Origin of the sequence: Alteraurantiacibacter aestuarii, assembly GCF_039523595.1 — a bacterium.
GTDB classification, from domain to species: domain Bacteria; phylum Pseudomonadota; class Alphaproteobacteria; order Sphingomonadales; family Sphingomonadaceae; genus Alteraurantiacibacter; species Alteraurantiacibacter aestuarii.
Window position 1 is genome coordinate 1,581,298 of the sequence record NZ_BAAAFP010000002.1, and the last position, 22,810, is coordinate 1,604,107.

Genomic DNA, 22,810 nt, shown 5'->3' on the forward strand with positions numbered 1-22,810 from the left:
GTTCCGGAAATCTTTCACGCCAGTGCGATTTCGGGCCAGCGGCGAACGGTCACGGGCACAATGATCGCGGAGTCTGAAATTCCGGTTTTCAGGTCGCCAAAACCAAACAAGGCGGCCCTGCTTTCGCAAGACCGCCTTGATTGGTGCGCCCGGAAGGATTCGAACCTCCGGCCCCCTGATTCGTAGTCAGGTACTCTATCCAGCTGAGCTACGGGCGCGTTGGAGGGGGCCACATAGGGTGGCATTGGAAGCTTGGCAATAGCTAGTCTGCAATGCGGCGCAACAAGCTGGCATCCATCGGCGGCATGGGTAGCGCCGAGGCCTGATCCTGGCTGAACCATCCCCAGTCCTGGCCCTCCGCCGGCTCCACATCGCCGCACCATCTTAGACAGGTGTAAAGAATCAGGACAACCATGCGCGATCCGGCTTCATCAGCGACAAAGGCCGGGATCAGATCATCGGCTTCGATCCTGACCCCCAGTTCTTCCGCAATCTCCCTCACCAGCGCCTGGCGGGGGTTTTCGCCCTTTTCCACCTTGCCGCCCGGGAACTCCCACAGGCCGCCGTGGTGCTTGTGGTCAGGGCGCTGCTGCATCAACAACCGTCCGGATTCATCCTGCAGCGCCAGTGCGACCACCGCCAACCATGTCGGATTGCTTTCCACCTCAGTGCGGCCCCTCAATCATTCGTTAGTCATTCGGTGCGAAAATCTTAAGCATCAGTCCATTCCTGTGGGACATCCCTATGTGTGTAGTCCGATGTTTTAAAGCCGTAGTGCGCGATACGCGCGGTGCGACTGCTGTGGAATATGGTCTGATCGTCGGATTGCTGGTGATCTTCATCATTGGTGCGCTGCAAGGCTTTGCGCGGGCCACCGATGAAATGTGGGAATACGTCCAAACCAGCGTTGAAGATGCGGTCTAGGCTTAGGAGTTTATCAACTTTTATCCCCTAGATCACAAATCGTCCGGTCGAGAGATTGGCCGGACCGGGTACCGAAGACTGTAAACCAGGAGACTAAAATGACCTTCTTCAAGAACATGCTGCGCGACGAAGCTGGCGCAACCGCAATCGAATATGGCCTGATCGCTGCACTGATCGCCATCGCTGCCATCACCGCCCTGCAGGGCGTGGGCGACGAACTCGACACGACTTTCGGTAAGGTTGAGAGCGAACTCGACTCCGCCAACGACGGCTAATAGCGAAAGCTACCAAGTCTAGAGGAAGGGCGGCAGGGAAACCTGCCGCCCTTTCTTTTTGTCTGGAGCACACGCAAACTCACGCCTGTCGCAAGCAAAAGAGCCAAGTTTGACCTCAGTTGGCGCGCACGACGATCTTGTATTGCTGCCCCGGAACCAGCTGGGAATTGCCAAGCAAGCCATTCAGAACGCGGAAACGTTGCTCCTGCGCATCGCTGTAAGCCATCCGCCTGGCCAGTGTCTGGACCGTATCACTGCGGCCCGCGGTGACGATATCGATCTGGCGCGGGATGACCTGGCTTGCTTCGGACGCGGAAATGCGCCGCATGGAATTGAACATCGGGTTGAAAACCGCCGCCTGGCCCGCCGGGGTAATCGCGGCAAAGTGGAAGGCCTGATTGTTCGCAAATTCATAGGCGAACACGGTCACATCGACTTCCTGCTGGCCATTATTGACCCGCGCGCCGCCAAAAACTGCCGGAAGTCCGTTCACCGTGGTTCTTTGCAGGGTCTGCGGGGCGAGCTGCTGCTGCTCACCGGCCAAAGCCTGAAACGCCGCCCGCACATAGGTTTCCAGATTGCCGCTATATGGCCCGCTGCTCATCTGGGCGCGCCCGCCATCGCCATTGATGGAGACGGCGCTGGTGCCATTGACCATGTAAAAACCCTGCGGCGCGGTAAATCGCAGGCGCAGTTCGGGATGAATGAAATCGCTGCCCTCGATCACGCCCTGCTGGGGATCATCGCCATATAACAGGCCATCGATCCGGCTCATGAAGGTCTCGCGATTGGTCACACCGGTAGAGGAACCCGCAACAGTCAGGGCATTCTGAACGCGGCTGGCCGGATCGGGGTGAGTGGATGCCCATGCCGGCATCGTGGCATCGCCCCTGCCCTGCAATGTCGCATCGAGTGAGTTTTGCGCGGCAAGGCTTTGCAGCAATGTGGCCATTGCATGCGGATCATAGCCTGCGGTGCTGAGATACTGGACGCCCAGATTATCGGCCTCGATCTCCTGCGTGCGCGAATATTTCAGCGTCAGCAGCTGAGATCCCTGCAACGCGCCCTGCGCAAGCTGCTGCCCCAGCGGATTATCGCCCAGCAGAACGCTGGAAAGGATCGCACCGCCAAGTCCCAGAAGCTGGTTGCGCTGTGCCGCGGCCTGCCTGCGGGCAGAATGGCGCGCCGCCACATGTCCTACTTCATGCCCCAGAACACCTGCCAGCTCCGCCTCATTGTTCATCAGCGTAACCAGCTGGCGCGTAACGTAAACATAGCCGCCGGGCACGGCGAAGGCATTGTTGACCGATGAATTGAGCAGCGTCACGTCAAAGGCGTCACGGCTGTTTGCCAGGCCCGACTGCACAGCGATATTGGAGCCGATCTGCGCCACATAGGTGGCCTGCGGACCGGTCATCTCCCCGCCAAATTCGGCCAGGAACTGGGGGTGATATTCAGCCCCCATCTGCGCTTCGGCAGGGGTAATCGGGGACCCGGCGGCAACATTGGCACCGGGCACTGTGGCACAGGCTGCCAGCGCCAGCGATGCAGTGCTCGCCAGGGAAATCTTGATAATTCGCGACATGTAGGTTGAGGGCATTTCAGGCTCCAGACAAATTTCAGGCGCTCATCGTCGCCCTGTTATCTTTCCTAAGCAACCGGCAGCACTGCCCTCGGTTCCCGAGACCTGAGCGGACCCTATCGGGCAAGGTCCTCGCCAATCGCCAGGAAACGCTCTTCCCGCATCCGTTTCAGGCTGGCGGAATCGTGTTTGCCCAGCGCATCCAGTTCCTCGCCAATGGCGATTGCCAGCGCAGCAGAGGCCGCCGCCGGATCGCGGTGCGCACCGCCAACAGGCTCTGGCACGATGCGATCGACAACGCCCAGTCCCACCAGGTCCTTGGCCGTCATCTTCATCGCTTCGGCTGCCTGCGGTGCCTTTTCTCCGGTGCGCCACAGAATGGAAGCGCAGCCCTCGGGCGAGATCACCGAATAGACGGCATGTTCGAACATCAGCACGCGTTCCGCGCTGGCCAGCGCCACCGCCCCGCCCGATCCGCCTTCGCCCACAATCGCGGCCACCATCGGCACGCCCAGTGCCAGGCAGGCTTCCGTCGATCTTGCGATCGCCTCTGCCTGGCCGCGTTCCTCCGCCTCGATTCCCGGAAATGCGCCCGAAGTATCGACCAGAGTGACAACCGGCAGGCCGAAACGATCGGCCAGTTCCATCAGGCGGATGGCCTTGCGATAGCCCTCCGGCTTGCCCATGCCGAAATTGTGGCGAATGCGGCTTTCGGTGTCATTGCCCTTTTCATGGCCGATCAACACGATCTTGCGGCCATCCAGCGTGGCCAGCCCGCCCAGTATCGCTTCATCTTCGCCATACAGGCGATCTCCGCCCAAAGGCATGAAATCGCTGAAGGAATGGGCCACGTAATCGCGGAAATGCGGGCGCAGCGGATGGCGCGCAACCTGCGTCTTCTGCCACGGCGAAAGCGCGCCATAAGTACTGGCGAGCAGGTCCGCGCTCTTCTTTTCCAGCCGCGCCAGCTCTTTCGAGATATCGACATCGCCATCGTCCCCGGCGGCTGAACGCAGCTCGGCAATCCTGGCTTCAATGGCCGCAACGGGCTTTTCAAATTCGAGATAGGAAATCATGCGACTTGCGCTAACCGGAGCGCGGCTTGCCTGCAAGGGGATGTCGCTCATTTACCAGAGCGACAAGGCGCGCGGAATCGACGTGGGTGTAGATTTGCGTGGTGGCGATATCGGCGTGGCCAAGCAATGTCTGCAACACGCGCAGGTCTGCTCCGCCCTCCAGCAGATGGGTCGCGAAGGCATGACGCATCACATGCGGGGAGACCTTTGCCGGATCGAGCCCGGCGCGCGCTGCCAGTTCCTTCACCAGCTGAAACAGGCGAATACGGCTGATATGCCTGGTGCGCGAGGGAAACAGGAAGGGTGACTGGCTGCCGCGCACCTCCAGCCACTGGCTCAGCGCCTGCTGCGCCCGGCGTGAAACGGGTACCATGCGCTGCTGCGATCCCTTGCCGGTCACGGTCAGGAACGGAACATCGCGCGGCACCGCTGATAGCGGCAACCCGACCAGCTCGGTAGCGCGCAGGCCCGATCCATAGAGCAGTTCCAGCAAGGCAAGCGTGCGGACCGCTGGCGGCGTTCCTGCCGACGCTTCCATCTCGGCGCGCTCGAACAGCGCTTCCACCTCATCGTGCGAGAGTATCTTGGGCAAAGGGCGCCGCGCAGCCGGGCGCGGCAGGGCTGGCGACGGATCGTCATCGCGAATGTTTTCATCCACCAGAAAGCCGAAGAACTGCCGCAGGGCCGAGCTTTTGCGCGCCACGCTGGACGGTGCCAGATCGGCCCATCGTCCTGCCAGAGAGGCGAGCTGGTCGCGGTTGGCCGATGCCAGATCGCCCAGCAGGGCCTCCGCCCCTTCCAGATCACGCCGGTAAGCGGCCAGAGTATTGGGCGCAGCACCGCGCTCGGCGGCCAGCATGGCAAGAAAAGTGTCTATCGCGGCGCCGATGGCCCTACCCCCGCGCAACCGCCTCCGCGGCGATCATCCTTGCCTCTGCGCCCATGCCCACATCGTTGAGCGCCTTGACGATGTGATACAGATGGCGCGCGGTCATCCGGTCCCATCCATCGCCCTGCATGCCCAGACCGGCGAGCAGGGCCACCAGCCCCGGATTGCCATATTGCGCGGCCTTGTCGATCCGTGCGCTCCAGACGCTCGAGCGGTTCAGGTCAATTTCAAGACTGTCCGACAGATCGGAGATCGCATCGCTGTCGAGGCGGCCCAAACCGGCAAGGCCAGCCAGCAGGAAGCGGGACTTGCGGTAATCCTCGCTGGTGTCGCCATCGACATAGCTCTCAACGGCTCCGGAGCTTACCTGCGTGTCGCCGCTCTCCTGCGCCAGTGCCAGCAGGCCCCAGGCGGCACTGCCCTCACTCACCACATCGCCCCAGCGCATGGCATTGCGATCAAGCCCGGCAGCAAGCATGGAAGCGATGATATCCGCCGCATCATCCTCGAAACTGTCCGAAACGGGCATGCGCGCGGCGGCAAAAGCCGTCAGCACCTGCCGGCCATAGGCATCGCCGTCCCCCCACAGGTTGCGCATGGCCACAAGCCGGGCAGCCGGATCGCTGGCGACATAGGCCTCGCGCAACAGAATGCCGGGATTGCGGTCACCGGCATCGACCACATCGCTGGAATAGAGCTGCGAATACAGGCCGACCATCGCGGCAGAGGACATGACCCCGCGCTGGGCCGCAAGATCGGCTGCCTCAACCCGGTCCAGCAAGGGCGTTGCCGGAATCAGCGCATCGGCCAGATCAAATCGCGCGGGCATCGCATCGCGCAGATTGTCAGGCAATTCCACACCCAGCGCACGCGCGAGCGAGAATCGCCACGGGGTCAGCTCGTCCACCCCGTCCCATTCAATATTCACTGCGCGCCCGGCATCGCCCGCCGCACCGGCAAAGCGCTGTGCCAGTCGCACGTCGATGGCAGGCGCCTCACCCGTTCCCAATGCCCGCGCAAGACGCCTTTCGGCACTGCGCGCCTCACCCAGATAGGCATCGCAGATCGCGCGGATAAGAATCCACTCGCCATCTTCGCGCGCGGTCGGCAGCAAGCGGGCCGCCGGGCACATGCCCAGCACGTCCCCGCTGGCCAGATAGGCATCGAAAGCGGCATCGATCAGGGCGCGGTCGTAATTGCCGGTGTCGACATCCTGCACCAGCGCCCGCGCAACCTGCGGCTCTCCCATATTGTTGAGCGCGGCGGCACGAAGGGCGGTAAATTCCACCGGATTCATGCCCTGCGGCGCATCCATGCGGCTGGCCAGCGCACGGCGCAGCAATATATGGCCCCAGCGGGAAACCACCGGGCCGCGCATGCCCTGCAAGGCCGCGCGCACCAGTCCGGCTGGCTGCCCGGAGAGCGTTCTTGACGGCAATCCCCCTTCGCTGCGGGCGATCACGCCGATGCCCGACATGGCCCGCCGCGCCGCTGGCGGCACGTCAAACTTGGGGCGCAGGCCGAGAAGTTCGTTGATCTCCCCCGGTTCCATATTCTCCAGCTCTTCCAGCGAAGGGAAGTCTGCAGGAAGCGCGACCGTGCTGGCACCTTCTCCAGCAATACCGGGAACTTGCTGTACCACCGGAGCGGATACGCCGGGCGAGCCGGGGGCTGGCCTGGCGCCAGGTGCAGACGGCGCAGCAGGCGCCGGACGCGCGGCGGTTGCGCGCGGAGTGGGCGTGGGCGCAGGCTCTGGCGGCGGATCGTCGAAGATATCGGGCAGCAGGCTTTCAGGCTGGGCCAGGGCAAGCGAAGAGCTGAGCGCCAGAATGGCACCGCCAAGCAGCATGAATCGCTTCATCGGGCCGCCTCCGGCAACATCACGGGTTCAACGACAAGGCGCTGTTCCTCACGCCCCGCATCATACCAGGCGAGCGCCAGAACGGCCACGCACAGCACAAGAATGACAACCAAAATACTCATCAGGCGCTTTGCCACCTATCCCCGACCCTTACACAATCATCGGCTTTGCGAACTTGCACCGGCGGTTAGCGCAATTATAGCCCAAACGGCAATGAACATCGAACAACCCAATGGCGGGCCGGAAAACGCAGGCGCTCCGGATGATGCCACGATCAAGGCGCTGGCCGGGCGCGTCACGCGTCCGCTGGTTCTGGTGGGCATGATGGGCGTGGGCAAATCCACCATCGGCAGGAAGCTGGCGCAATTGCTGGGTTTTCATTTCGCCGATGCCGATGACGAGATCATCAAGGCCGCGCAAATGCCCATAGCCGAGATTTTCGACCAGTTTGGCGAGGACTATTTTCGTGATGGCGAGCGCAGGGTCATCGCCCGCCTGCTGGAAGGTCACAATTGCGTGATCGCCACTGGCGGCGGCGCTTTCGTACAGGACGATACGCGCGCGATTATCCGCGAAAAAGGCATACCCATCTGGCTCGACAGCGATATCGAAACACTGGTTGAACGCGTCAGCCGCAATAACAAGCGCCCCCTGCTGCGCGGCGGCGATGTTCGTGAAATTGTTACCCGCATGAAGGCACAGCGCGATCCCGCCTATGCCCAGGCACCGATCAAGGTCATGAGCGACACCGGCCCTCATGGCGAAACCGTAAACCGCATTCTGGAGGCACTCGACCAATGGCTGTAACGCGCGTGGAACTGGCCGGACGGTCCTATGAAGTGCGCGTGGCAAGCGGGCTGCTGGCCGATGTGGCGCGCCAGTGCGATGGCCTTTTGCGCAAGAAGGTGGTGCCGATCATCACCGATCTGAACGTGGCGCACCACTGGCGTGAGACTGTTGCAACCTCACTGGAAGCCGCCGGACATGAGCCGCATTTCCTCACCCTCGATCCGGGCGAAGGGTCCAAGAGCTGGGCCGTACTGGAACGCGTGATGGACTGGCTGCTGGCCGAAGAGGTTGAGCGCGGCGATCACATCCTGGCGCTGGGCGGCGGCGTGATCGGCGACCTTACCGGCTTTGCCGCGGCCATCCTGAAGCGCGGCTGCGGCTTTGTGCAACTGCCCACCACCTTGCTGGCGCAGGTCGACAGCTCTGTGGGCGGCAAGACGGCAATCAATACCAGTGCGGGCAAGAATCTGGTCGGCGCGTTTCACCAGCCGAGCCTGGTGCTGGCCGATCTGGACAGCCTGACCACCCTGCCCCCGCGCGAAATGGGCGCGGGCTATGCCGAGGTGATCAAATACGGCATTCTTGGCGACCCCGCATTCTTCGACTGGTGCGAGGCCAATGGCTCCAAGGTCATGGCAGGCGATCAGGCCGCACTGGAATATGCGGTGGATCAGAGCGTGAAGGCCAAGGCGCGCATCGTTGCCGAGGATGAGCGGGAAACCACCGGCGCGCGCGCACTGCTCAATCTGGGCCACACATTCGGCCATGCGCTGGAGGCGGAAACCGGCTTTTCAAACCGGCTGCTGCACGGCGAAGGCGTGGCGCTGGGCATGGTTCTGGCGGCGCGTTATTCGGCGCGGCGCGGATATATATCCGATGGCGATGCCGTTCGCATCACCGCCGCGATCGCCTCTGCCGGATTGCCGAGTGAGATATCAGCGCTGGGCCTCACCTGCTCGGGTCAGAAGCTTGCCAGTCACATGCTACACGACAAGAAAATGGATGCCGGCACCCTGCCCTTCATCCTGCTGCGCGGGATCGGCAAAGCGTTTGTGGACAAGCAGGTCGAACTGGCTGACGTGGCGGCGTTTCTGGGTGAGCAGTTGGCGAGCCAATAGCAGTCATTCCCATTCCGTCATGCTGAACTCGTTTCAGCATCCATTCCCCGGCCCGCACCGCGCTTGATTGGTGCACGATTGAGGCACGATGGACCCTGAAACAAGTTCAGGGTGACGGTATTTGGCTCAAACGGTCCGCAACTGCAGAATCAAATCAGAAACCCCGCCACCGCAACGCCGCCACAAATCGCGCTGACCAAACTCGAAAGGCCAAATTCGGGCCAATTGTGAAAAGTCATCTGCGCACTTTGCGGATCGAGGTGCCAATTGTCCGGGTTTCGCCACGATTTGCGCGCAAGCCAGGCAGCGTAGATTGCCGCGAGCAGCGCGATGGCGGGGAACGCGAAGGTGAAGGCGAGCCTCATCTACTCCGTTTCACAACGGCAGATTATCGTGCTTCTTCCACGGGTTCTCCAGCTTCTTCCCGCGCAGTTTCCGCAGTCCCATCGCTATCCGCCGCCGCGTGTTGCGCGGCCTGATTACCTCGTCGATGTAGCCGCGGCTGGCGGCGATGAACGGGTTGGCGAAGCGGTCTTCATATTCGCTGGTCTTCTCTGCAATCTTGGCGGGATCGTCGCGGTCCTTGCGGAAGATGATCTCCACCGCGCCCTTGGCTCCCATCACGGCGATTTCGGCGGTGGGCCATGCGTAGTTGAGATCGCCGCGTAAATGCTTTGAGGCCATGACATCATAGGCCCCGCCGTATGCCTTGCGGGTGATCACGGTGATCTTGGGCACGGTCGCCTCGGCAAAGGCGAACAGCAGCTTGGCGCCGTGCTTGATGATGCCATTATGCTCCTGCGCGGTGCCGGGCAGGAAGCCGGGAACATCGACGAAGGTGATGATCGGAATATCGAAAGCATCGCAGAAGCGCACGAAGCGCGCGGCCTTGCGGCTGGCGTTGATATCGAGGCACCCGGCCAGCACCATCGGCTGATTTGCGACAACGCCCACAGTGCGTCCTTCAACCCGGCCAAACCCGCACAGGATATTGCCGCCATGCGTGGGGGCAATCTCGAAAAATTCACCTTCGTCCAGCACCTTTCGCACCAGTTCATGCATGTCATAGGGCTGGTTGGCATTGTCCGGGATCAGCGTGTCGAGGCTGTCCTCCACCCGGTCAAAGGGATCATTGGTTTGCACCTGCGGCACGCCGGAGCGATTGTCCGACGGCAGCAGCGAGATGAACTCGCGCGCTGCCACCAGGGCTTCCAGATCGTTCTCGAACGCCAGATCGGCCACGCCGGTGCGGGTGGTATGGGTGATCGCCCCGCCCAGTTCCTCCTGACTGACCACCTCATTGGTGACCGTTTTCACCACTTCAGGCCCGGTCACGAACATGTAGGAGCTGTCCTTCACCATGAAGATGAAATCGGTCATGGCGGGCGAATAGACCGCCCCGCCCGCGCACGGCCCCATGATCAGCGACAATTGCGGGATCACTCCGCTGGCGAGCACATTGCGCTGGAACACTTCGGCATAGCCCGCCAGGCTGGCGACACCTTCCTGAATGCGCGCGCCGCCGGAATCGTTGATGCCGATGATCGGTGCGCCGACCTTCATCGCCATGTCCATCACCTTGCAGATCTTCTGCGCGTGGCGTTCCGACAGCGATCCGCCAAAGACGGTGAAATCCTGCGAAAAGACGAACACCAGACGGCCGTTGATGGTGCCGCTGCCAGTGACCACGCCATCGCCCGGAACGTGCTGCTCCTCCATCCCGAAATCCGTGCAATTGTGCTCGACATACATGTCGAGCTCCTCGAACGATCCCTCGTCCAGCAACACGTCCAGCCGTTCGCGCGCGGTCAGCTTGCCCTTGGCATGCTGCGCGGCAATGCGCTTCTCGCCGCCGCCCAGGCGGGCAGCTTCGCGCCTGCGTTCAACTTCAGGAATATTGGCGGACATGCACTCTCCTCTTGCACCCAGCGCAAGGGGTAGAGCGCAAGCAGCCGGGCGGCAAGGTGGCTGCTATTTCAGCAGCACCAGTTCCTCCGCCATGCTGGGATGCAGCGCAACCGTATCGTCAAAGGCATCCTTGGTCAGGCCGGCCTTCAGGGCCACGGCGGCGACCTGCAATATCTCCGGCGATTCCGGGCCGATCATGTGAATGCCCAGGATCTTGCCCGAGGTGTCATCCACGATCATCTTGTACAGCCCACGCTCCGCATGGGGCGAAAAGATGTTCTTCATCGGGCGGAAGTCGGAGGAATAGACGCGCACATTGCCATGCGTGCGGCGCGCCTCCTTCTCCGTCATGCCGACACCGGCGAGCGGTGGCTGGCTGAACACGGCGCTGGGGATGAAATCATAATCGATGGTGCGCGGATTGCCGCCGAATACGCTGTCTGCAAAGGCATGGCCTTCGCGAATGGCCACCGGCGTCAGCTGCACGCGGTCGGTCACATCGCCCACCGCATAGATGCTCTCACAGCTGGTGCGGTTATACTCGTCGACGATGATTTCACCCTTCTCGCCCAGCTGGACCCCGGCATTTTCCAGGCCCAGCCCATCGGTCTTGGGGTTGCGGCCGGTGGCGATCAGGATCTGGTCTACCTGCACGCGATTGGATTCGCCCAGATCGACCGACAGACAGCCCTCTGCCGTCCTTTCGACCGACTTGATCTCACTGTGCATCCTGAAATTGATGCCCCGGCCCATGGCGATGTGGAGCATGCGCTCGACAATCTGGTCATCATAGGATCGCAGGATCTTGTCGGAGCGGTTGACCACCGTGACTTCACTGCCCAGCGCGTTGAAAATTCCGGCGAATTCCATCGCGATATAGCCGCCGCCCACCACCATCAGGCACTTGGGCTGCTGTTCCAGATGGAAAATCTCGTTGGAGGAAATGCAATGCTCCACGCCGGGGAAATCGGGCATGGCGGGCCATGCGCCCACGGCGATGAGGATATGTTTCGCGGTGATCTCGCGCCCGCTCGCCAGCTTGACGGTGTTGGGTCCGGCGATCGTCGCACGCTCTGCAATCAGTTCGACATCATGGCTTTCCAGCGTCTTGCCATACAGGCCTTCAAGCCGGTCCACGTCGCCATTCACGAAATCGCGCAAGGCGGCCCAGTCAAAGCTCTTCTCGCCGACGCTCCAGCCATATTTCTCGGCGTGGGAGAGTTCTTCGGCAAACATAGAGCCATAGACCAGCATCTTCTTGGGCACGCAGCCACGAATGACGCAGGTGCCGCCAACGCGGTATTCCTCGGCAATGGCAACCTTGGCGCCGTGGCTGGCCGAAATGCGCGCCGCGCGCACGCCGCCCGAACCGGCACCGATGACGAATAGATCATAATCGAATTGCGACATGCGCTGAATGGCTCCCTGCTTGCCAGATTCCTGCGTGCTGGCGTCTGCCCTATGGGCAATCAGCCTTCGATTGCCAACCGCCAGAAGTTACTACAGGTCATCAGCTTTCGAGGAAAAGCGAGTAATCGCGCAGCAGCTGGAAGCTGCGCATCTCCATCACGGAGATCAGCCCCTCCTCCTCAATCCCGGTGCGGCGCTTGAGCAGTCGCGCAACGGCGAGTTTGGTGGGTTCATTCATGCCGGTGACCGCCGCGATCACATCGGGATCATGGCTGAGCGAATAATCGAACAGGAAATCGATTGTCAGCGGATCGAACTCAAAGCCAAGGAAGATGATCTTCTTCGATCCCGCCAGCGCGCCATGCAGGCCGGTCACGAAGGCGCGGTTGTTCATGCGCTCGGACGCCGTGTGGATCTCCTTGACCAGGTTCTGCAGGTTCCACGGCTCCTCATTGCCCCATTCGACATCGGGCCGCTCGCCCGGTTCCCACGGCAGGCGGCCGGCATTGCCCAGCGGGTAGACGATATTCAGCTTCGCCCCCACCAGCTGGCGCGCTTCCTGAAGCGTCATGCCAAAAGCCATCGCCACCACATAGGGCAGGTAATGCTGGATTGACCGGTCATAGTTGAAATTGATGATTGCCAGATTCTCGAAACATTTTTCCGCCTTGCTGCGGGGCACGCCGGAGGTGATCAGCTTGCCCAGCTGGAACAGCCAGTTCTCGGTTCCACGCAAGGGCAGGTCGCCCTCCTCGCGCGGCTCCAGCTGCAACGGCGATCGCGCTTCGGCCTGCAGCGTGAAATAGATGATGGCCAGCTTTCCCGCAGCCGTCACCAGCGGATCATTATTGTGCTGTTCCAGAATGTTATCGATGGAACTGCCCACGCGCGCGGATGTGCGGATGGTCTGCGCCGCCTGCATCAACTGTTCCGGCCTGGCACCGATCCGGCGGGAGAATTTGTCAAAATGACCGGCCAGAACCTGCATGTCGCGGGTCTGCAACTCGCTGCCCAGACGCGCGAAGTCGAAACCCTGGGCAATCTTGCCCAGTATTTCGCGCCCGTCGGGCATTTCGATCTCGGAGCCGGCACCGGCACCGATGACCAGAGTTGTCTTGGATCTGATCATTAACTCAAACGCCCCCGCGATGCGCATAATTGCTTGGAATCTGCTAGGCCTGCATGGTTAAGAAATCTCTATCGTGACCCCTGGAAAAAAGGCACTAATGCCCTTGCGGTCCGCTGTTGCGGACCGGCAAATCCGGGGGGATTGGAGTGCAGGAACGTACGATAGCTGCTGAACTGGTCATGGCGGGCACAGTCGCCGCTGGAATCCGGCCATGAAGAGCCTGCACAGCCTGCGTCACATGATCGGCCCGGGTCTGATTTTTTCGGGTGCTGCCATCGGCACATCGCATCTCGTCCAGTCGACCCGCGCAGGCGCGATGTTCGGGGCGGCGCTGATCGGTGTGATCGTGCTGGTCAACTTCCTGAAATATCCGGCCTATCGCTTTGGCGTGGATTACAGCCACACCAGCCGCCGATCACTGCTTTCGGGTTACCGGGAACTGGGCAAATGGGCGCCGATCCTGTTCCTGGTGGCAGTGGCCCCGCTGGTGCCGATCATCCTTGCGGCACTGGGCGCGGCGACCGCAGGCATCATCAGCACGCTGATCGGCACGATCATGCCGGTACCGCCGCTGGCCGCGCTGGTGCTGCTGGGCGCAACGCTGCTGCTGGTTGCGGGCGGATATAGCTGGCTGGACCGGATCAACGGCTATCTGCTTGTATTCCTGGTCATTTCCACGCTGATCACCACCATCATGGTGGTCCCGCGGGTGGACTGGGGAACGTTGACAGATTTCAGCTGGACGCATCAGACAACTGCCCTGCTGTTCATCGTCGCGCTGGCCGGCTTCATGCCCAACCCGCTGGACGTTTCGGTGGCGCTGTCGCTGTGGAAGGTGGAATCAGACCGCAGCCTGCCCGAAGAAAGCCACCCCTCGCTACGGCAAGCGCGCGCCAGCTTCATGGGACCATATGCGCTGTCTGCGCTGATGGCGGTGTGTTTCTGCATCATGGGCGCAGGCGTGATGCACGCCCAATCGATCACTCCGCTCAGCGATGCGCCCGGCTTTGCCGGACAGCTGGTCAATCTCTATCGGGAGGCGCTGGGACCGCAGGCCGCCATCCTTGCCGCGATTGCCGCCCTGTCGGTGATGCTGACCACGGTGATCGCCGGGATAGACGCCTATGCACGCATTTTCGCCTCCGCCATGTCTGTCATGTCGGGCAAGGGAGACGATGCCGGGCTGCGGCGCGATTATGTGGGGTTCTGCCTGCTGTTCATGGCGCTGGCATCATCGGTGCTGTTCACCGTGCTGGCTGACTTTTCGGTCTTCCTGGACTTCGTGACATCATCCAGCTTCGTGATTGCCCCTGTTGTGGCGTTGCTGAACCATCTGGTGGTGACGCGTTGCGCCATGCCCGACGAAGCGCGTCCGGGACTTGTCACGCGTGCATGGAGCTGGCTGGCCATACTGGTGATGGCCGCGCTGGCAGTGATGTATTTCGTGCTGGTTCTGAGGTAATCAGCCCGCCGAGAGCCCCGCCAGTTTCAGCAGGTTTTCCGTGCTGGGATCGAAACTTGCGCCGCCCTTCTCGATCTTGTTGGCAATCTCCTTGCCCAGTTCCACGCCGAACTGATCGAACGGGTTGATATCCATCATCACCGCATTGGCAAAGGTGCGGTGTTCGTGGAAGGCGATCAGCGCGCCCAGCGTGGCGGCATCCAGATCATCGCACAAAATGGTCGTGCTGGGCCGGTTGCCGGCATAGGACCGGGCCGGATCGTCAGTGGTCTTGCCCGCCATCAGGGCTGCGCCCTGCGCGAAGCAGTTCATCAGCAGGATGCGGTGATGCGCCGGGTCCAGCGCATCGCCCGGCGCGATGCTGGCAATGAAGTTTATCGGCACCAGATGCGTGCCCTGGTGCAGCAGCTGGAACACCGCATGCTGGGCATCGGTGCCCACCCCGCCCCAGGTGATGGGAGCGGTGGGCCCATCCACTGGCGCACCATCCACAGTCACACTCTTGCCGTTCGATTCCATCTCCAGCTGCTGGAGGTAATCGGGCAGCAGGCCCAGCCGTTCGTCATAGCAGAACACAGCGCGCGTTTCGGCGCCGCGCACGCGCGCATAATACAGGTCTCCAAATGCGGCACGCAGCGGCAGGTTTTCGCGCATGGGGGCATCGCGGAAATGACGGTCCATATCCGCCGCGCCTTCCAGCATCGCTTCAAAGTCTTGCCAGCCAATGGCAATGGCGACGGGAAAGCCGATGGACGACCACATCGAATAACGCCCGCCCACGCTCTCTGCAAAAGGCAGCACGCGCGTTTCATCCACGCCCCATTCCACCGCCTTTTCTGGTGCGGCGGTCAGCGCGATCACCCGGCCCGCGGGATCGGCCACGCCGTTGTCCGCCAGCCATTTGAGCGCACTGGCGGCGTTGGTCATGGTTTCAATCGTGGTGAAGGTCTTGGACGCCACCGCCAGCAGCGTGGTGGCCGGATCGCAGGCGGCGAAGGCTGCTTCCAGCGCCACGCCATCGATATTGGACACCACATGCACATCCACCAGCGACAGGTCGCGTGACAGTGCATCCACCGCCAGGGCGGGTCCCAGCGCCGATCCGCCGATGCCGACATGGATCAGGTGCTTCACCTCTCCCAAAGCGCCTTCGTGAATGGCTTCAACCAGCGTCTGCATACGCGCCAGCAGCGCCTCTGCTTCTTCAACGCTGGTTTCCTTGCCTACCCCGCGCAGGGCGGAATGCTCGGCCGCGCGGCCCTCTGTGGGATTGACCACCTCGCCTGCGAACAGGCGGCGGCGCATCTCGTCAAACTGGCTGACCTGCGCCAGCTCCTCGAACTCGGCCAGCAATTGCTCGGTCATGTGCGTTTTCGACCAGTCGAACAGCACGCCGCCCTCTTCCATCTCGAACCGGGCCGAGAATGTCTCCACCCGCTGCGGATCATCGGCGAACAATTGCACCAGTGTCGGGTCCTGATGGAGCGAGAGCTTGTTCCAGACGGCTTCGCGAGGGGTGCTCAATGGGCTTCTCCTGGTGCTGGTCATGGTGCTGGTATGGGCAAATGCGCTAAGGCTTTGGTCGATCAATGCAAGCCTTCTGTCGCCATTTTTCTTGACGTTGCCCTTCCCTGACAACAAGACCCCGCGCCATGAGTGAAATTACCCCTACACAGGCGGCCACACCACCGGCCGCACCGGTCAAGGCCGAGAAGAAGGAAGACTGGCGCAGCTTCACCTGGTTCTGCGTGAAACTGGTGATTATCGTGCTGATCTTTCGCAGCTTCGTGTTCACCAGCTTCAACATTCCCAGTGAGAGCATGATGCCGCGCCTTCTGGTGGGTGATTATCTGTTCGCGCAGAAATGGTCCTATGGCTATTCCAAGCGCTCCCTGCCGCTTGACCTGCCGCTGATTCCCGGGCGCATATTTGCCTCCCAGCCAGAGCGCGGAGACATCGCCATCTTCGAACATCCGATCGACGGCACCGATTACATCAAGCGCGTGATCGGTCTGCCGGGTGACGAAGTGCAGATGGTGAACGGCGTGCTGCATCTGAACGGCGTTGCCGTGCCCAAGGTGCCGGTTGAAGACCTGGTGCTGCCGATCAGCCCCGATGGCCACTGCGCCCGCGCCCGCTTTGCCGAGCAGCAGGCGGATGGAAGCTTTGCCTGCCGCTACCCCCAGTTCCGTGAAACCCTGCCCAATGGCGTATCCTACAACGTGCTCGATTTCGGTCTGGAGCCGCAGGACACCACCGCGCCGGTGATCGTTCCTGAAGATCGCCTGTTCCTTATGGGCGACAACCGCGACAATTCGCTCGACAGCCGTTTCCCGGCAGAGCCTGGCCGCGGTATCGGCCTGGTCCCGCAGGAGAACCTCGTGGCGCAGGCCAGCTTCATGTACTGGTCCTACGGCGATGGCGTGCGGTGGAGCCGCATTGGCCGCGGCATCTGATCTGAGAGCAATGCGTACGCTGGAACCTGAAACGAAGCTCTGGCTGGAAGGCCTGGGCTTCCACGTCACGGATGAGCTGTTGTGGCTGGAAGCGCTGACACACGGCAGCACCGGCCATGAGCGTGATTATGAGCGGCTGGAATTCCTGGGTGACCGGGTGCTGGGCCTTTCGATCGCCGAATGGCTTTATCACAACAGCAAAGGCGCTGAAGGCGAACTGGCGCAGCGGTTGAACGCGCTGGTCAGCCGCCAGTCCTGCGCAAGGTGCGCGCGCCAGATCGGCGTGCCCGAGCATGTCCGCCTGGGCAAGCAGGCGCGCGATGATGGCGCGGCGGACAGCGACAATGTGCTGGGCGACATCATGGAAGCGCTGCTGGGCGCAAGCTTCATTCAGAACGGCTTTGACGCCACGCGCGATGTGGTGCGGCAGATCTGGAAGGATACGGTGGAAGGCCACGTGGGCCGGTCCAAGCATCCCAAGAGCGCTTTGCAGGAATGGGCGGCAGGCAACCAGCGCCGTCCGCCGCAATATGAGATTATCGGCCGCACCGGCCCCGATCACGCCGCGCGTTTCACCGTGCGCGTCACGGTCAAGAATGTGGGCGAAGTGGATGCCACCGCCGCGTCCAAGCAGGACGCAGAAACAGAGGCCGCACGCCTTTTCATGGAGAAATTCGGATGACTGACGGCACCAAGACGCATTGCGGGGTGGTTGCCGTGATCGGTGCGCCCAACGCCGGCAAATCGACGCTGGTCAACCAGCTGGTGGGACAGAAAGTCGCCATCACCAGTTCCAAGGCGCAAACCACGCGCGCACGGCTGATGGGCATTGCGCTGCACGGCGATACGCAGATCATCCTGGCCGATACGCCCGGCATCTTCGATCCCAAGAGCCGCCTCGACCGCGCGATGGTCAGCGCCGCATGGGAAGGCACCAAGGCTGCCGATGCGATCCTGCTGATGGTCGATCCGATGAAGCAGCGCCGCCACAATCTGATGCCGCTGCTGGAAATCCTGAAAGACCGGCCCGAGCACAAGATTCTGGTGCTCAACAAGGTGGACCGGGCGACCAAGGAACCGCTGCTGGAACTGGCGCAGGAATTGACCGGAATGGTCGATTTTGAGCAAGTGTTCTTCGTGTCCGCCCTCACCGGTGACGGCGTGCCCGAACTGAAAGACCATCTGGCCAGCCTGATGCCCGAAAGCGCGTGGCATTATCCCGAAGACCAGGTGTCCGATGCCAGCGAGCGCCTGCTCGCCGCCGAAGTGACGCGCGAACAGCTGTATGCGCAGCTGCACGAGGAGCTGCCCTATGACAGCACCGTGCGGCATGAGAGCTATAAGGTGCGGCCCGATGGCAGCGTGGAAGTGCGCCAGCAGATCGTGATCGCGCGCGCCAGCCAGAAGCCCATCGTGCTGGGCAAAGGCGGCAGCCGGATCAAGGAAATCGGCGAAGCGGCGCGCAAGGAACTGAGCAAGATCCTGGGCGTGAAGGTCCACCTGTTCCTGCACGTGAAAGTGGACGAGAACTGGGCCGAAAGTCGCGAAATATTTGACGAAATGGGGCTGGACTGGGTGAAGTGAACTGTCGAGCGCAGGGCCATCCCCCGCTCAGACCGGCTTCGATTCCCTGAACCAATAGCGGGTCATGCTGCACAGCGCCGCGAGTACGGCCAGCGCGCAGCTGAGGAACATCGGCGCGCCGCCCATGCCCATTCCGCCAGCCAGCAATATACCCACCACCACGGCGGCCAGTGTCTGGCCCAGCAGGCGCGAGGTGGACAGCAATCCGCCTGCCGCAGCTGCCCTGTCTCGCGGTGCGCGGCCGATCAGCAGGCGCGTGTTGGGGCTGAAGAACAGGCCAAAGCCCAGCGCGGTGAAGGCCAGCCGCCAGGCGATCCCGATCTTGCCCGGATCATCGGGCATGAAGGCGAGTAGCAACAGGCCGATGATGGCAATGCTCATGCCGGTCACGCCCAGCTTGGTGGCGGCGATGCGGTCACTCATCCAGCCTGCAAGCGGGGAAACCACCAGCATGGTGAGCGGGAATGGCAGCAGCAGCAGGCCCACCGTCTGCGGATCATAGCCCATGCCCACCTCAAGGCGGAACGGCAGGGACAGCATCAGCGCGCCGGCGGAAACGAAGCTGGCCATTGCCGCCAGAGCAGACAGGCCGATCACCGGCTTTGCCAGCAGGTCCACCGGCAGCACCGGCGCGGTGCGCGCCTTCTCCCGCCGCACCAGCAGCACCAGCGAGACCACACCCGCCAGCGCCAGCGCGATGCCGATCGGGGCATTGCCATGTGTGCCCAGCTGCAATCCGCCGATCACCAGCAGCATGGTCACCGCGCTCCACGATGCGCTGATCCATTGCAGCCTGCCCTCGCGCGGCTCCGGTTCGGGCAGAGCGCGGCCAAGCAGCAGCGAAATGATGGCAAGCGGCACCGCGGCCACGAACACCAGCTGCCAATGGGCATTGCCCACGATATAGCCGCCCAGCGTTGGTGCCAGCGCGGCAGACGACGCCACGATCACGGAATTCACGCCAAGTCCCGCACCAAGGTTCTTGGCCGGGTAAATCTGCCGCAGCATGGCCGCCGAAACGCTCAGCGCCATTGCCGCGCCAACTGCCTGCACCGCGCGCAGCACCAGCAACACGGCAAAACTGTCTGCAAACAGGCACAGCGCGGATGCCGCCATGAACACGCCCTGCCCGTACTGGTACAGCCGCCGGTGCCCCATGCGGTCTCCCAGCGATGAAAAGGGCAGCAGCAGCATCACCAGCACCAGCTGGTAAACCGTGACAACATTGGTCACGACGGAATTGGTAACGCCCAGATCGCGGGCGATGGTGGGCAGCGCGACATTGGCAATGGCGCCATCCAGCACCAGCAGCGATGTGCCGAAACTGATGGCGATAATCGCCCACCAGCGGCGCGGCTTGGGCAGGCCGTGGTGTTCGTCGGTCACTGGCGCGGTTCCAGCTGGAGCCTTGGCCGGGGATTCGGTATCGGATTGATCCTGCAACACGCGCGCTCAATGCTCGCATCGTCCCGCCGCTGCAAGAGCTTGCGTGGGTAACTACCGCTTCTTGGCAATCGCGATCTTGTTCTTCTTGGCGAAGTCCCTGGTCGATTCCTCGCTGCGATTGAGCGCCTTGGCGATCTGTTTCAGGCCGTGGCCCTTGGTTGCCAGCAGCTTGAGCTTGCCCGCCTCCTCACCGTTCCACGGCTGCTTGTGGCGCTCAAAATGTTCGCCCGCCATTATTCCGCCTTTGCCGCTGGAGCAGCCTTGGCGGCCTTTTTGGCGGGAGCCTTCTTCTTGGCAGGTGCCTTCTTTTTCGCCCCAGCCTTCTTGGCCGGAGCCTTCTTCTTGGCCGGAGCCTTCTTGCGTCCCTTGCCCTTGGGCGGACCCTTGGCGATGCGCGCATCGATCAGGACGATGGCCTGCTCTTCGGTCAGGTCCTCTGGCTTCACGTCCTTGGGAATGGTCGCATTATTGGTGCCATCGGTGACATAGGGGCCGTATCGGCCCGGCATCACCTTCATCTCGGCTTCCGTCACCGGATGCAGGCCCAGCGTCTTGATCGGTTCCGCCTTGCCGCGCGTGCCGCCCTTGCGATTGGCCGCTTCGGCCAGCAGCGAGACCGCCGCATTCATGCCGGTATCGAACACGTCGCGGGTGGAGGTCAGCTTGGCATATTTGCCGTCATGGCGAAGGTACGGACCATAGCGCCCAATGCTCGCTTCAATCGGCTGACCGGTTTCGGGATGATTGCCGACGATACGTGGCAGGGCCAGCAGCTTCAGCGCCCAGTCGAGATCGAAATCGTCCAGATCCTTGGGGATGGAGGCGCGCTTGGCGTCCTTGCCCTCACCCATCTGCACATAGGGACCATAGCGTCCGCTCTTGCGCTCCACATTCAGGCCGCTTTCGGGATCGACGCCGATCACGGCATCGTCTGACCCATCCTCGTCCCCGGGCTGGCCGAATTTGCGGCGGAAGTTGCATTCGGGATAGTTATTGCAGGCGATGAAGGCGCCGAAACGCCCGCCGCGCAGGCTCAGGCGGCCGCCATCGCGGCCTTCTGCAACGCATTTGGGACACAGGCGCGGATCGCTGCCGTCTTCGTTCTTCGGGAACAGGTAATCGGACAGGAACTCGTCCAGCGCCTCGGTCACTTCCGAAGGCTGGCGTTCCATCACCTCGTCGCTCTTGGGCTTGAAATCGCGCCAGAAGGCTTCGAGCACTTTCTTGTATTCGGCGTGTCCGGCGGAAACCTCGTCCAGCTCGTCTTCCATGCCGGAGGTGAATTCGTATGCCACATAGCGATCGAAGAACCGTTCGAGGAATGATGTGAGCAAACGGCCCGAATCCTCGGCAAAGAAACGGTTTTTCTCCATCCGCACATAGTCCCGGTCACGCAGGGTCTGGATAGTGGAGGCATAGGTGGACGGACGGCCGATCCCCAGCTCCTCCATCCGCTTGACCAGGCTCGCTTCGGAAAAGCGCGGCGGCGGCTGGGTGAAATGCTGGATCGCCTCCACAGCCTTCTTCGCCGGGCAATCGCCCTTGCGCATCATCGGCAGCAGGTTTGCGTCCTCATCATCGTCAGACCTGCTGTCGCGGCCTTCCTCATACACCGCCAGAAAGCCGGGAAACTTCACCACTTGCCCCGTGGCGCGCAGTTCATGCTGGCCGGTCGGATCGCGCAGGGCGACGGTCGTGCGTTCCAGCTGGGCGCCTGCCATCTGGCTGGCCATCGCCCGCTTGAAGATCAGGTCATACAGCTTTGCCTCATCCCCCGAACCCGCGCGATCGCGGTTGAAATCGGTGGGGCGAATGGCCTCATGCGCTTCCTGCGCGTTCTTGGCCTTGGAGGAATAGAAGCGCGGCTTGTCCGGCACGTAATGCGGCTCGAACCGCTCGGCGATGGCCTTGCGGCAGGCGGAAATGGCGCTGCCATCCATCTGCACGCCGTCGGTCCGCATATAGGTGATGGCGCCCGCTTCATACAGCGACTGGGCGCAGCGCATGGTGTGACTGGCCGAAAAGCCCAGCTTGCGCGCGGCTTCCTGCTGCAGGGTGGAGGTGGTGAATGGCGGAGAAGGATTGCGCTTCTGCGGCTTGGTCTCAACATCCTCAACGGTGAAGCGGCCCTGCTCCACCGCCAGCTTTGCCGCATCGGCGGTGCCTTTTTCGCCAATGGTCAGGCGGTCGATCTTGTTGCCGCCGAACTTGACAAGCTTGGCATCAAAAGCGGTGCCGTCATGCTCCATCTTTGCGGTGACGGACCAGTATTCCTGCGGCAGGAACGCCTCGATCTCGCGCTCCCGGTCAACGATCAGGCGCAGCGCCACGGATTGCACGCGGCCCGCGCTCTTGGCCCCGGGAAGCTTGCGCCACAGCACGGGGGAAAGCGTGAAGCCGAACAGGTAATCCAGCGCGCGGCGCGCCAGATAGGCCTCGATCAGGTCCATATCCAGCCCGCGCGGAACCTTCATCGCATCGGTCACCGCCTGCTTGGTGATGGCGTTGAAGGTAACGCGCTCCACCTCGGCAGGCAGGGCCTTGCGCTTCTTCAGCAGTTCCAGGACATGCCAGCTGATCGCTTCACCTTCGCGATCAGGGTCAGTCGCCAGGATCAGGCGGTCGGCCTTCTTGGCCGCATCGGCGATGGCTTTCACCTGATCGCGGTTGCGCTTGTCGGCATAGACTTCCCAGTCCATCTCGAAGCCTTCATCCGGGCGCACGCTGCCATCCTTTGGCGGCAGGTCGCGGACGTGGCCATAGGATGCCAGGACCTTGAAGTCCTTGCCCAGATATTTCTCGATGGTCTTCGCCTTCGCGGGCGATTCTACGATGACTAATTGCATGATTTGAAAGTGGCAGTCCTTACGTGTGTACGTACGCGCGAGGGTGGTGCCCCTG

General features: G+C 62.1%; 22 protein-coding genes and 1 tRNA gene. 8 read left to right on the plus strand and 15 right to left on the minus strand.

Annotation, left to right across the window (positions count from 1 at the left end; genetic code table 11):
• Nucleotides 1-141 precede the first annotated feature (141 nt).
• Nucleotides 142-218, minus strand: a tRNA-Arg gene (locus ABDZ98_RS11155).
• 44 nt (nt 219-262) lie between these two features.
• Nucleotides 263-664 (minus strand): (deoxy)nucleoside triphosphate pyrophosphohydrolase, encoded by a 402-nt coding sequence (locus ABDZ98_RS11160; protein ID WP_343807762.1) that lies wholly within the window; start codon nt 662-664, stop codon nt 263-265.
• 110 nt (nt 665-774) lie between these two features.
• On the opposite strand from ABDZ98_RS11160, the gene ABDZ98_RS11165 reads away from it, so the two are divergent.
• Both ABDZ98_RS11165 and ABDZ98_RS11170 read left to right on the plus strand, forming a co-directional pair.
• Complete coding sequence (locus tag ABDZ98_RS11165) at nt 775-924, plus strand: Flp family type IVb pilin (RefSeq protein ID WP_343807764.1); 150 nt, start codon at nt 775-777, stop codon at nt 922-924.
• Nucleotides 925-1,022: 98 nt separating this feature from the next.
• On the plus strand, nt 1,023-1,199 hold the full coding sequence (locus ABDZ98_RS11170) for a Flp family type IVb pilin (protein ID WP_343807767.1): 177 nt from the start codon (nt 1,023-1,025) through the stop codon (nt 1,197-1,199).
• 115 nt (nt 1,200-1,314) lie between these two features.
• Here ABDZ98_RS11170 and ABDZ98_RS11175 read toward each other — a convergent pair whose 3' ends face one another.
• The 5 genes from ABDZ98_RS11175 to ABDZ98_RS11195 form a co-directional block, all read right to left on the minus strand.
• A complete protein-coding gene (locus ABDZ98_RS11175; protein WP_343807770.1) occupies nt 1,315-2,784 on the minus strand; it encodes a M48 family metalloprotease in 1,470 nt (489 codons plus the stop codon).
• A gap of 113 nt (nt 2,785-2,897) precedes the next feature.
• Complete coding sequence (locus ABDZ98_RS11180; RefSeq protein ID WP_343807773.1) at nt 2,898-3,857, minus strand: acetyl-CoA carboxylase carboxyltransferase subunit alpha; 960 nt, start codon at nt 3,855-3,857, stop codon at nt 2,898-2,900.
• A gap of 10 nt (nt 3,858-3,867) precedes the next feature.
• A complete protein-coding gene (locus tag ABDZ98_RS11185; protein ID WP_343807776.1) occupies nt 3,868-4,764 on the minus strand; it encodes a tyrosine recombinase in 897 nt (298 codons plus the stop codon).
• The gene (locus tag ABDZ98_RS11190; protein WP_343807779.1) at nt 4,751-6,607 is read right to left on the minus strand and encodes a hypothetical protein; all 1,857 of its coding nucleotides are present in this window, start codon (nt 6,605-6,607) and stop codon (nt 4,751-4,753) included. The genes ABDZ98_RS11185 and ABDZ98_RS11190 overlap by 14 nt, the downstream gene beginning before the upstream one ends.
• Nucleotides 6,604-6,729 (minus strand): hypothetical protein, encoded by a 126-nt coding sequence (locus ABDZ98_RS11195; RefSeq protein ID WP_343807781.1) that lies wholly within the window; start codon nt 6,727-6,729, stop codon nt 6,604-6,606. Before ABDZ98_RS11195 ends, ABDZ98_RS11190 begins: the two co-directional genes overlap by 4 nt.
• A gap of 91 nt (nt 6,730-6,820) precedes the next feature.
• Here ABDZ98_RS11195 and ABDZ98_RS11200 point away from each other — a divergent pair, with 91 nt between their 5' ends.
• A complete protein-coding gene (locus ABDZ98_RS11200; RefSeq protein WP_343807784.1) occupies nt 6,821-7,414 on the plus strand; it encodes a shikimate kinase in 594 nt (197 codons plus the stop codon).
• The gene (gene aroB / locus ABDZ98_RS11205) at nt 7,405-8,514 is read left to right on the plus strand and encodes a 3-dehydroquinate synthase (protein ID WP_343807787.1); all 1,110 of its coding nucleotides are present in this window, start codon (nt 7,405-7,407) and stop codon (nt 8,512-8,514) included. Before ABDZ98_RS11200 ends, aroB begins: the two co-directional genes overlap by 10 nt.
• 149 nt (nt 8,515-8,663) lie before the next feature.
• Here aroB and ABDZ98_RS11210 read toward each other — a convergent pair whose 3' ends face one another.
• The 4 genes from ABDZ98_RS11210 to ABDZ98_RS11225 all read right to left on the minus strand — a co-directional run bounded on the left by ABDZ98_RS11210 (nt 8,664) and on the right by ABDZ98_RS11225 (nt 12,961).
• The gene (locus ABDZ98_RS11210; RefSeq protein WP_343807790.1) at nt 8,664-8,879 is read right to left on the minus strand and encodes a hypothetical protein; all 216 of its coding nucleotides are present in this window, start codon (nt 8,877-8,879) and stop codon (nt 8,664-8,666) included.
• Between the two features lie 10 nt (nt 8,880-8,889).
• Nucleotides 8,890-10,422, minus strand: a complete 1,533-nt coding sequence (locus ABDZ98_RS11215) for an acyl-CoA carboxylase subunit beta (protein WP_343807793.1) — start codon at nt 10,420-10,422, stop codon at nt 8,890-8,892.
• A gap of 63 nt (nt 10,423-10,485) precedes the next feature.
• Nucleotides 10,486-11,832: a glutathione-disulfide reductase gene (gor, locus tag ABDZ98_RS11220; RefSeq protein ID WP_343807796.1), complete on the minus strand. Its 1,347-nt coding sequence runs from the start codon at nt 11,830-11,832 to the stop codon at nt 10,486-10,488.
• 100 nt (nt 11,833-11,932) lie between these two features.
• Nucleotides 11,933-12,961, minus strand: coding sequence for a hypothetical protein (locus ABDZ98_RS11225; RefSeq protein ID WP_343807799.1), 1,029 nt, complete (start codon nt 12,959-12,961; stop codon nt 11,933-11,935).
• A 211-nt stretch (nt 12,962-13,172) separates the two neighbouring features.
• Here ABDZ98_RS11225 and ABDZ98_RS11230 point away from each other — a divergent pair, with 211 nt between their 5' ends.
• Entirely contained in the window at nt 13,173-14,423 is a 1,251-nt protein-coding gene (locus ABDZ98_RS11230) for an NRAMP family divalent metal transporter (protein WP_343807801.1), read from the plus strand.
• On the opposite strand, the gene pgi is transcribed toward ABDZ98_RS11230, so the two are convergent.
• The gene (gene pgi, locus ABDZ98_RS11235; RefSeq protein WP_343807804.1) at nt 14,424-15,947 is read right to left on the minus strand and encodes a glucose-6-phosphate isomerase; all 1,524 of its coding nucleotides are present in this window, start codon (nt 15,945-15,947) and stop codon (nt 14,424-14,426) included.
• A 128-nt stretch (nt 15,948-16,075) separates the two neighbouring features.
• On the opposite strand from pgi, the gene lepB reads away from it, so the two are divergent.
• From lepB to era, 3 genes are read left to right on the plus strand one after another with little or no spacing between them, the layout of a single operon-like run.
• Nucleotides 16,076-16,879, plus strand: a complete 804-nt coding sequence (gene lepB, locus ABDZ98_RS11240; RefSeq protein WP_343807807.1) for a signal peptidase I — start codon at nt 16,076-16,078, stop codon at nt 16,877-16,879.
• A 10-nt stretch (nt 16,880-16,889) separates the two neighbouring features.
• A complete protein-coding gene (rnc, locus tag ABDZ98_RS11245; RefSeq protein ID WP_343807810.1) occupies nt 16,890-17,561 on the plus strand; it encodes a ribonuclease III in 672 nt (223 codons plus the stop codon).
• Nucleotides 17,558-18,463: a GTPase Era gene (era, locus tag ABDZ98_RS11250; protein ID WP_343807813.1), complete on the plus strand. Its 906-nt coding sequence runs from the start codon at nt 17,558-17,560 to the stop codon at nt 18,461-18,463. The genes rnc and era overlap by 4 nt, the downstream gene beginning before the upstream one ends.
• 27 nt (nt 18,464-18,490) lie before the next feature.
• On the opposite strand, the gene ABDZ98_RS11255 is transcribed toward era, so the two are convergent.
• The 3 genes from ABDZ98_RS11255 to topA all read right to left on the minus strand — a co-directional run bounded on the left by ABDZ98_RS11255 (nt 18,491) and on the right by topA (nt 22,755).
• The gene (locus ABDZ98_RS11255) at nt 18,491-19,849 is read right to left on the minus strand and encodes an MFS transporter (RefSeq protein ID WP_343807816.1); all 1,359 of its coding nucleotides are present in this window, start codon (nt 19,847-19,849) and stop codon (nt 18,491-18,493) included.
• A 111-nt stretch (nt 19,850-19,960) separates the two neighbouring features.
• The gene (locus ABDZ98_RS11260; protein ID WP_343807819.1) at nt 19,961-20,143 is read right to left on the minus strand and encodes a hypothetical protein; all 183 of its coding nucleotides are present in this window, start codon (nt 20,141-20,143) and stop codon (nt 19,961-19,963) included.
• Nucleotides 20,143-22,755, minus strand: coding sequence for a type I DNA topoisomerase (gene topA / locus ABDZ98_RS11265; RefSeq protein ID WP_343807822.1), 2,613 nt, complete (start codon nt 22,753-22,755; stop codon nt 20,143-20,145). The genes ABDZ98_RS11260 and topA overlap by 1 nt, the downstream gene beginning before the upstream one ends.
• Nucleotides 22,756-22,810 lie beyond the last annotated feature (55 nt).

Excerpts from the sequence above, each read along its gene's own strand:
- ABDZ98_RS11210 (WP_343807790.1), bottom strand. The coding sequence starts at position 8,879 with ATGAGGCTCGCCTTCACCTTCGCGTTCCCCGCCATCGCGCTGCTCGCG.
- ABDZ98_RS11230 (WP_343807801.1), top strand. The coding sequence starts at position 13,173 with ATGAAGAGCCTGCACAGCCTGCGTCACATGATCGGCCCGGGTCTGATT.
- topA (WP_343807822.1), bottom strand. The coding sequence starts at position 22,755 with ATGCAATTAGTCATCGTAGAATCGCCCGCGAAGGCGAAGACCATCGAG.
- ABDZ98_RS11175 (WP_343807770.1), bottom strand. The coding sequence starts at position 2,784 with ATGTCGCGAATTATCAAGATTTCCCTGGCGAGCACTGCATCGCTGGCG.
- gor (WP_343807796.1), bottom strand. The coding sequence starts at position 11,832 with ATGTCGCAATTCGATTATGATCTATTCGTCATCGGTGCCGGTTCGGGC.
- aroB (WP_343807787.1), top strand. The coding sequence starts at position 7,405 with ATGGCTGTAACGCGCGTGGAACTGGCCGGACGGTCCTATGAAGTGCGC.
- ABDZ98_RS11195 (WP_343807781.1), bottom strand. The coding sequence starts at position 6,729 with ATGAGTATTTTGGTTGTCATTCTTGTGCTGTGCGTGGCCGTTCTGGCG.
- ABDZ98_RS11200 (WP_343807784.1), top strand. The coding sequence starts at position 6,821 with ATGAACATCGAACAACCCAATGGCGGGCCGGAAAACGCAGGCGCTCCG.
- ABDZ98_RS11190 (WP_343807779.1), bottom strand. The coding sequence starts at position 6,607 with ATGAAGCGATTCATGCTGCTTGGCGGTGCCATTCTGGCGCTCAGCTCT.
- ABDZ98_RS11170 (WP_343807767.1), top strand. The coding sequence starts at position 1,023 with ATGACCTTCTTCAAGAACATGCTGCGCGACGAAGCTGGCGCAACCGCA.
- era (WP_343807813.1), top strand. The coding sequence starts at position 17,558 with ATGACTGACGGCACCAAGACGCATTGCGGGGTGGTTGCCGTGATCGGT.
- ABDZ98_RS11215 (WP_343807793.1), bottom strand. The coding sequence starts at position 10,422 with ATGTCCGCCAATATTCCTGAAGTTGAACGCAGGCGCGAAGCTGCCCGC.
- ABDZ98_RS11225 (WP_343807799.1), bottom strand. The coding sequence starts at position 12,961 with ATGATCAGATCCAAGACAACTCTGGTCATCGGTGCCGGTGCCGGCTCC.
- ABDZ98_RS11260 (WP_343807819.1), bottom strand. The coding sequence starts at position 20,143 with ATGGCGGGCGAACATTTTGAGCGCCACAAGCAGCCGTGGAACGGTGAG.
- rnc (WP_343807810.1), top strand. The coding sequence starts at position 16,890 with ATGCGTACGCTGGAACCTGAAACGAAGCTCTGGCTGGAAGGCCTGGGC.
- ABDZ98_RS11180 (WP_343807773.1), bottom strand. The coding sequence starts at position 3,857 with ATGATTTCCTATCTCGAATTTGAAAAGCCCGTTGCGGCCATTGAAGCC.
- lepB (WP_343807807.1), top strand. The coding sequence starts at position 16,076 with ATGAGTGAAATTACCCCTACACAGGCGGCCACACCACCGGCCGCACCG.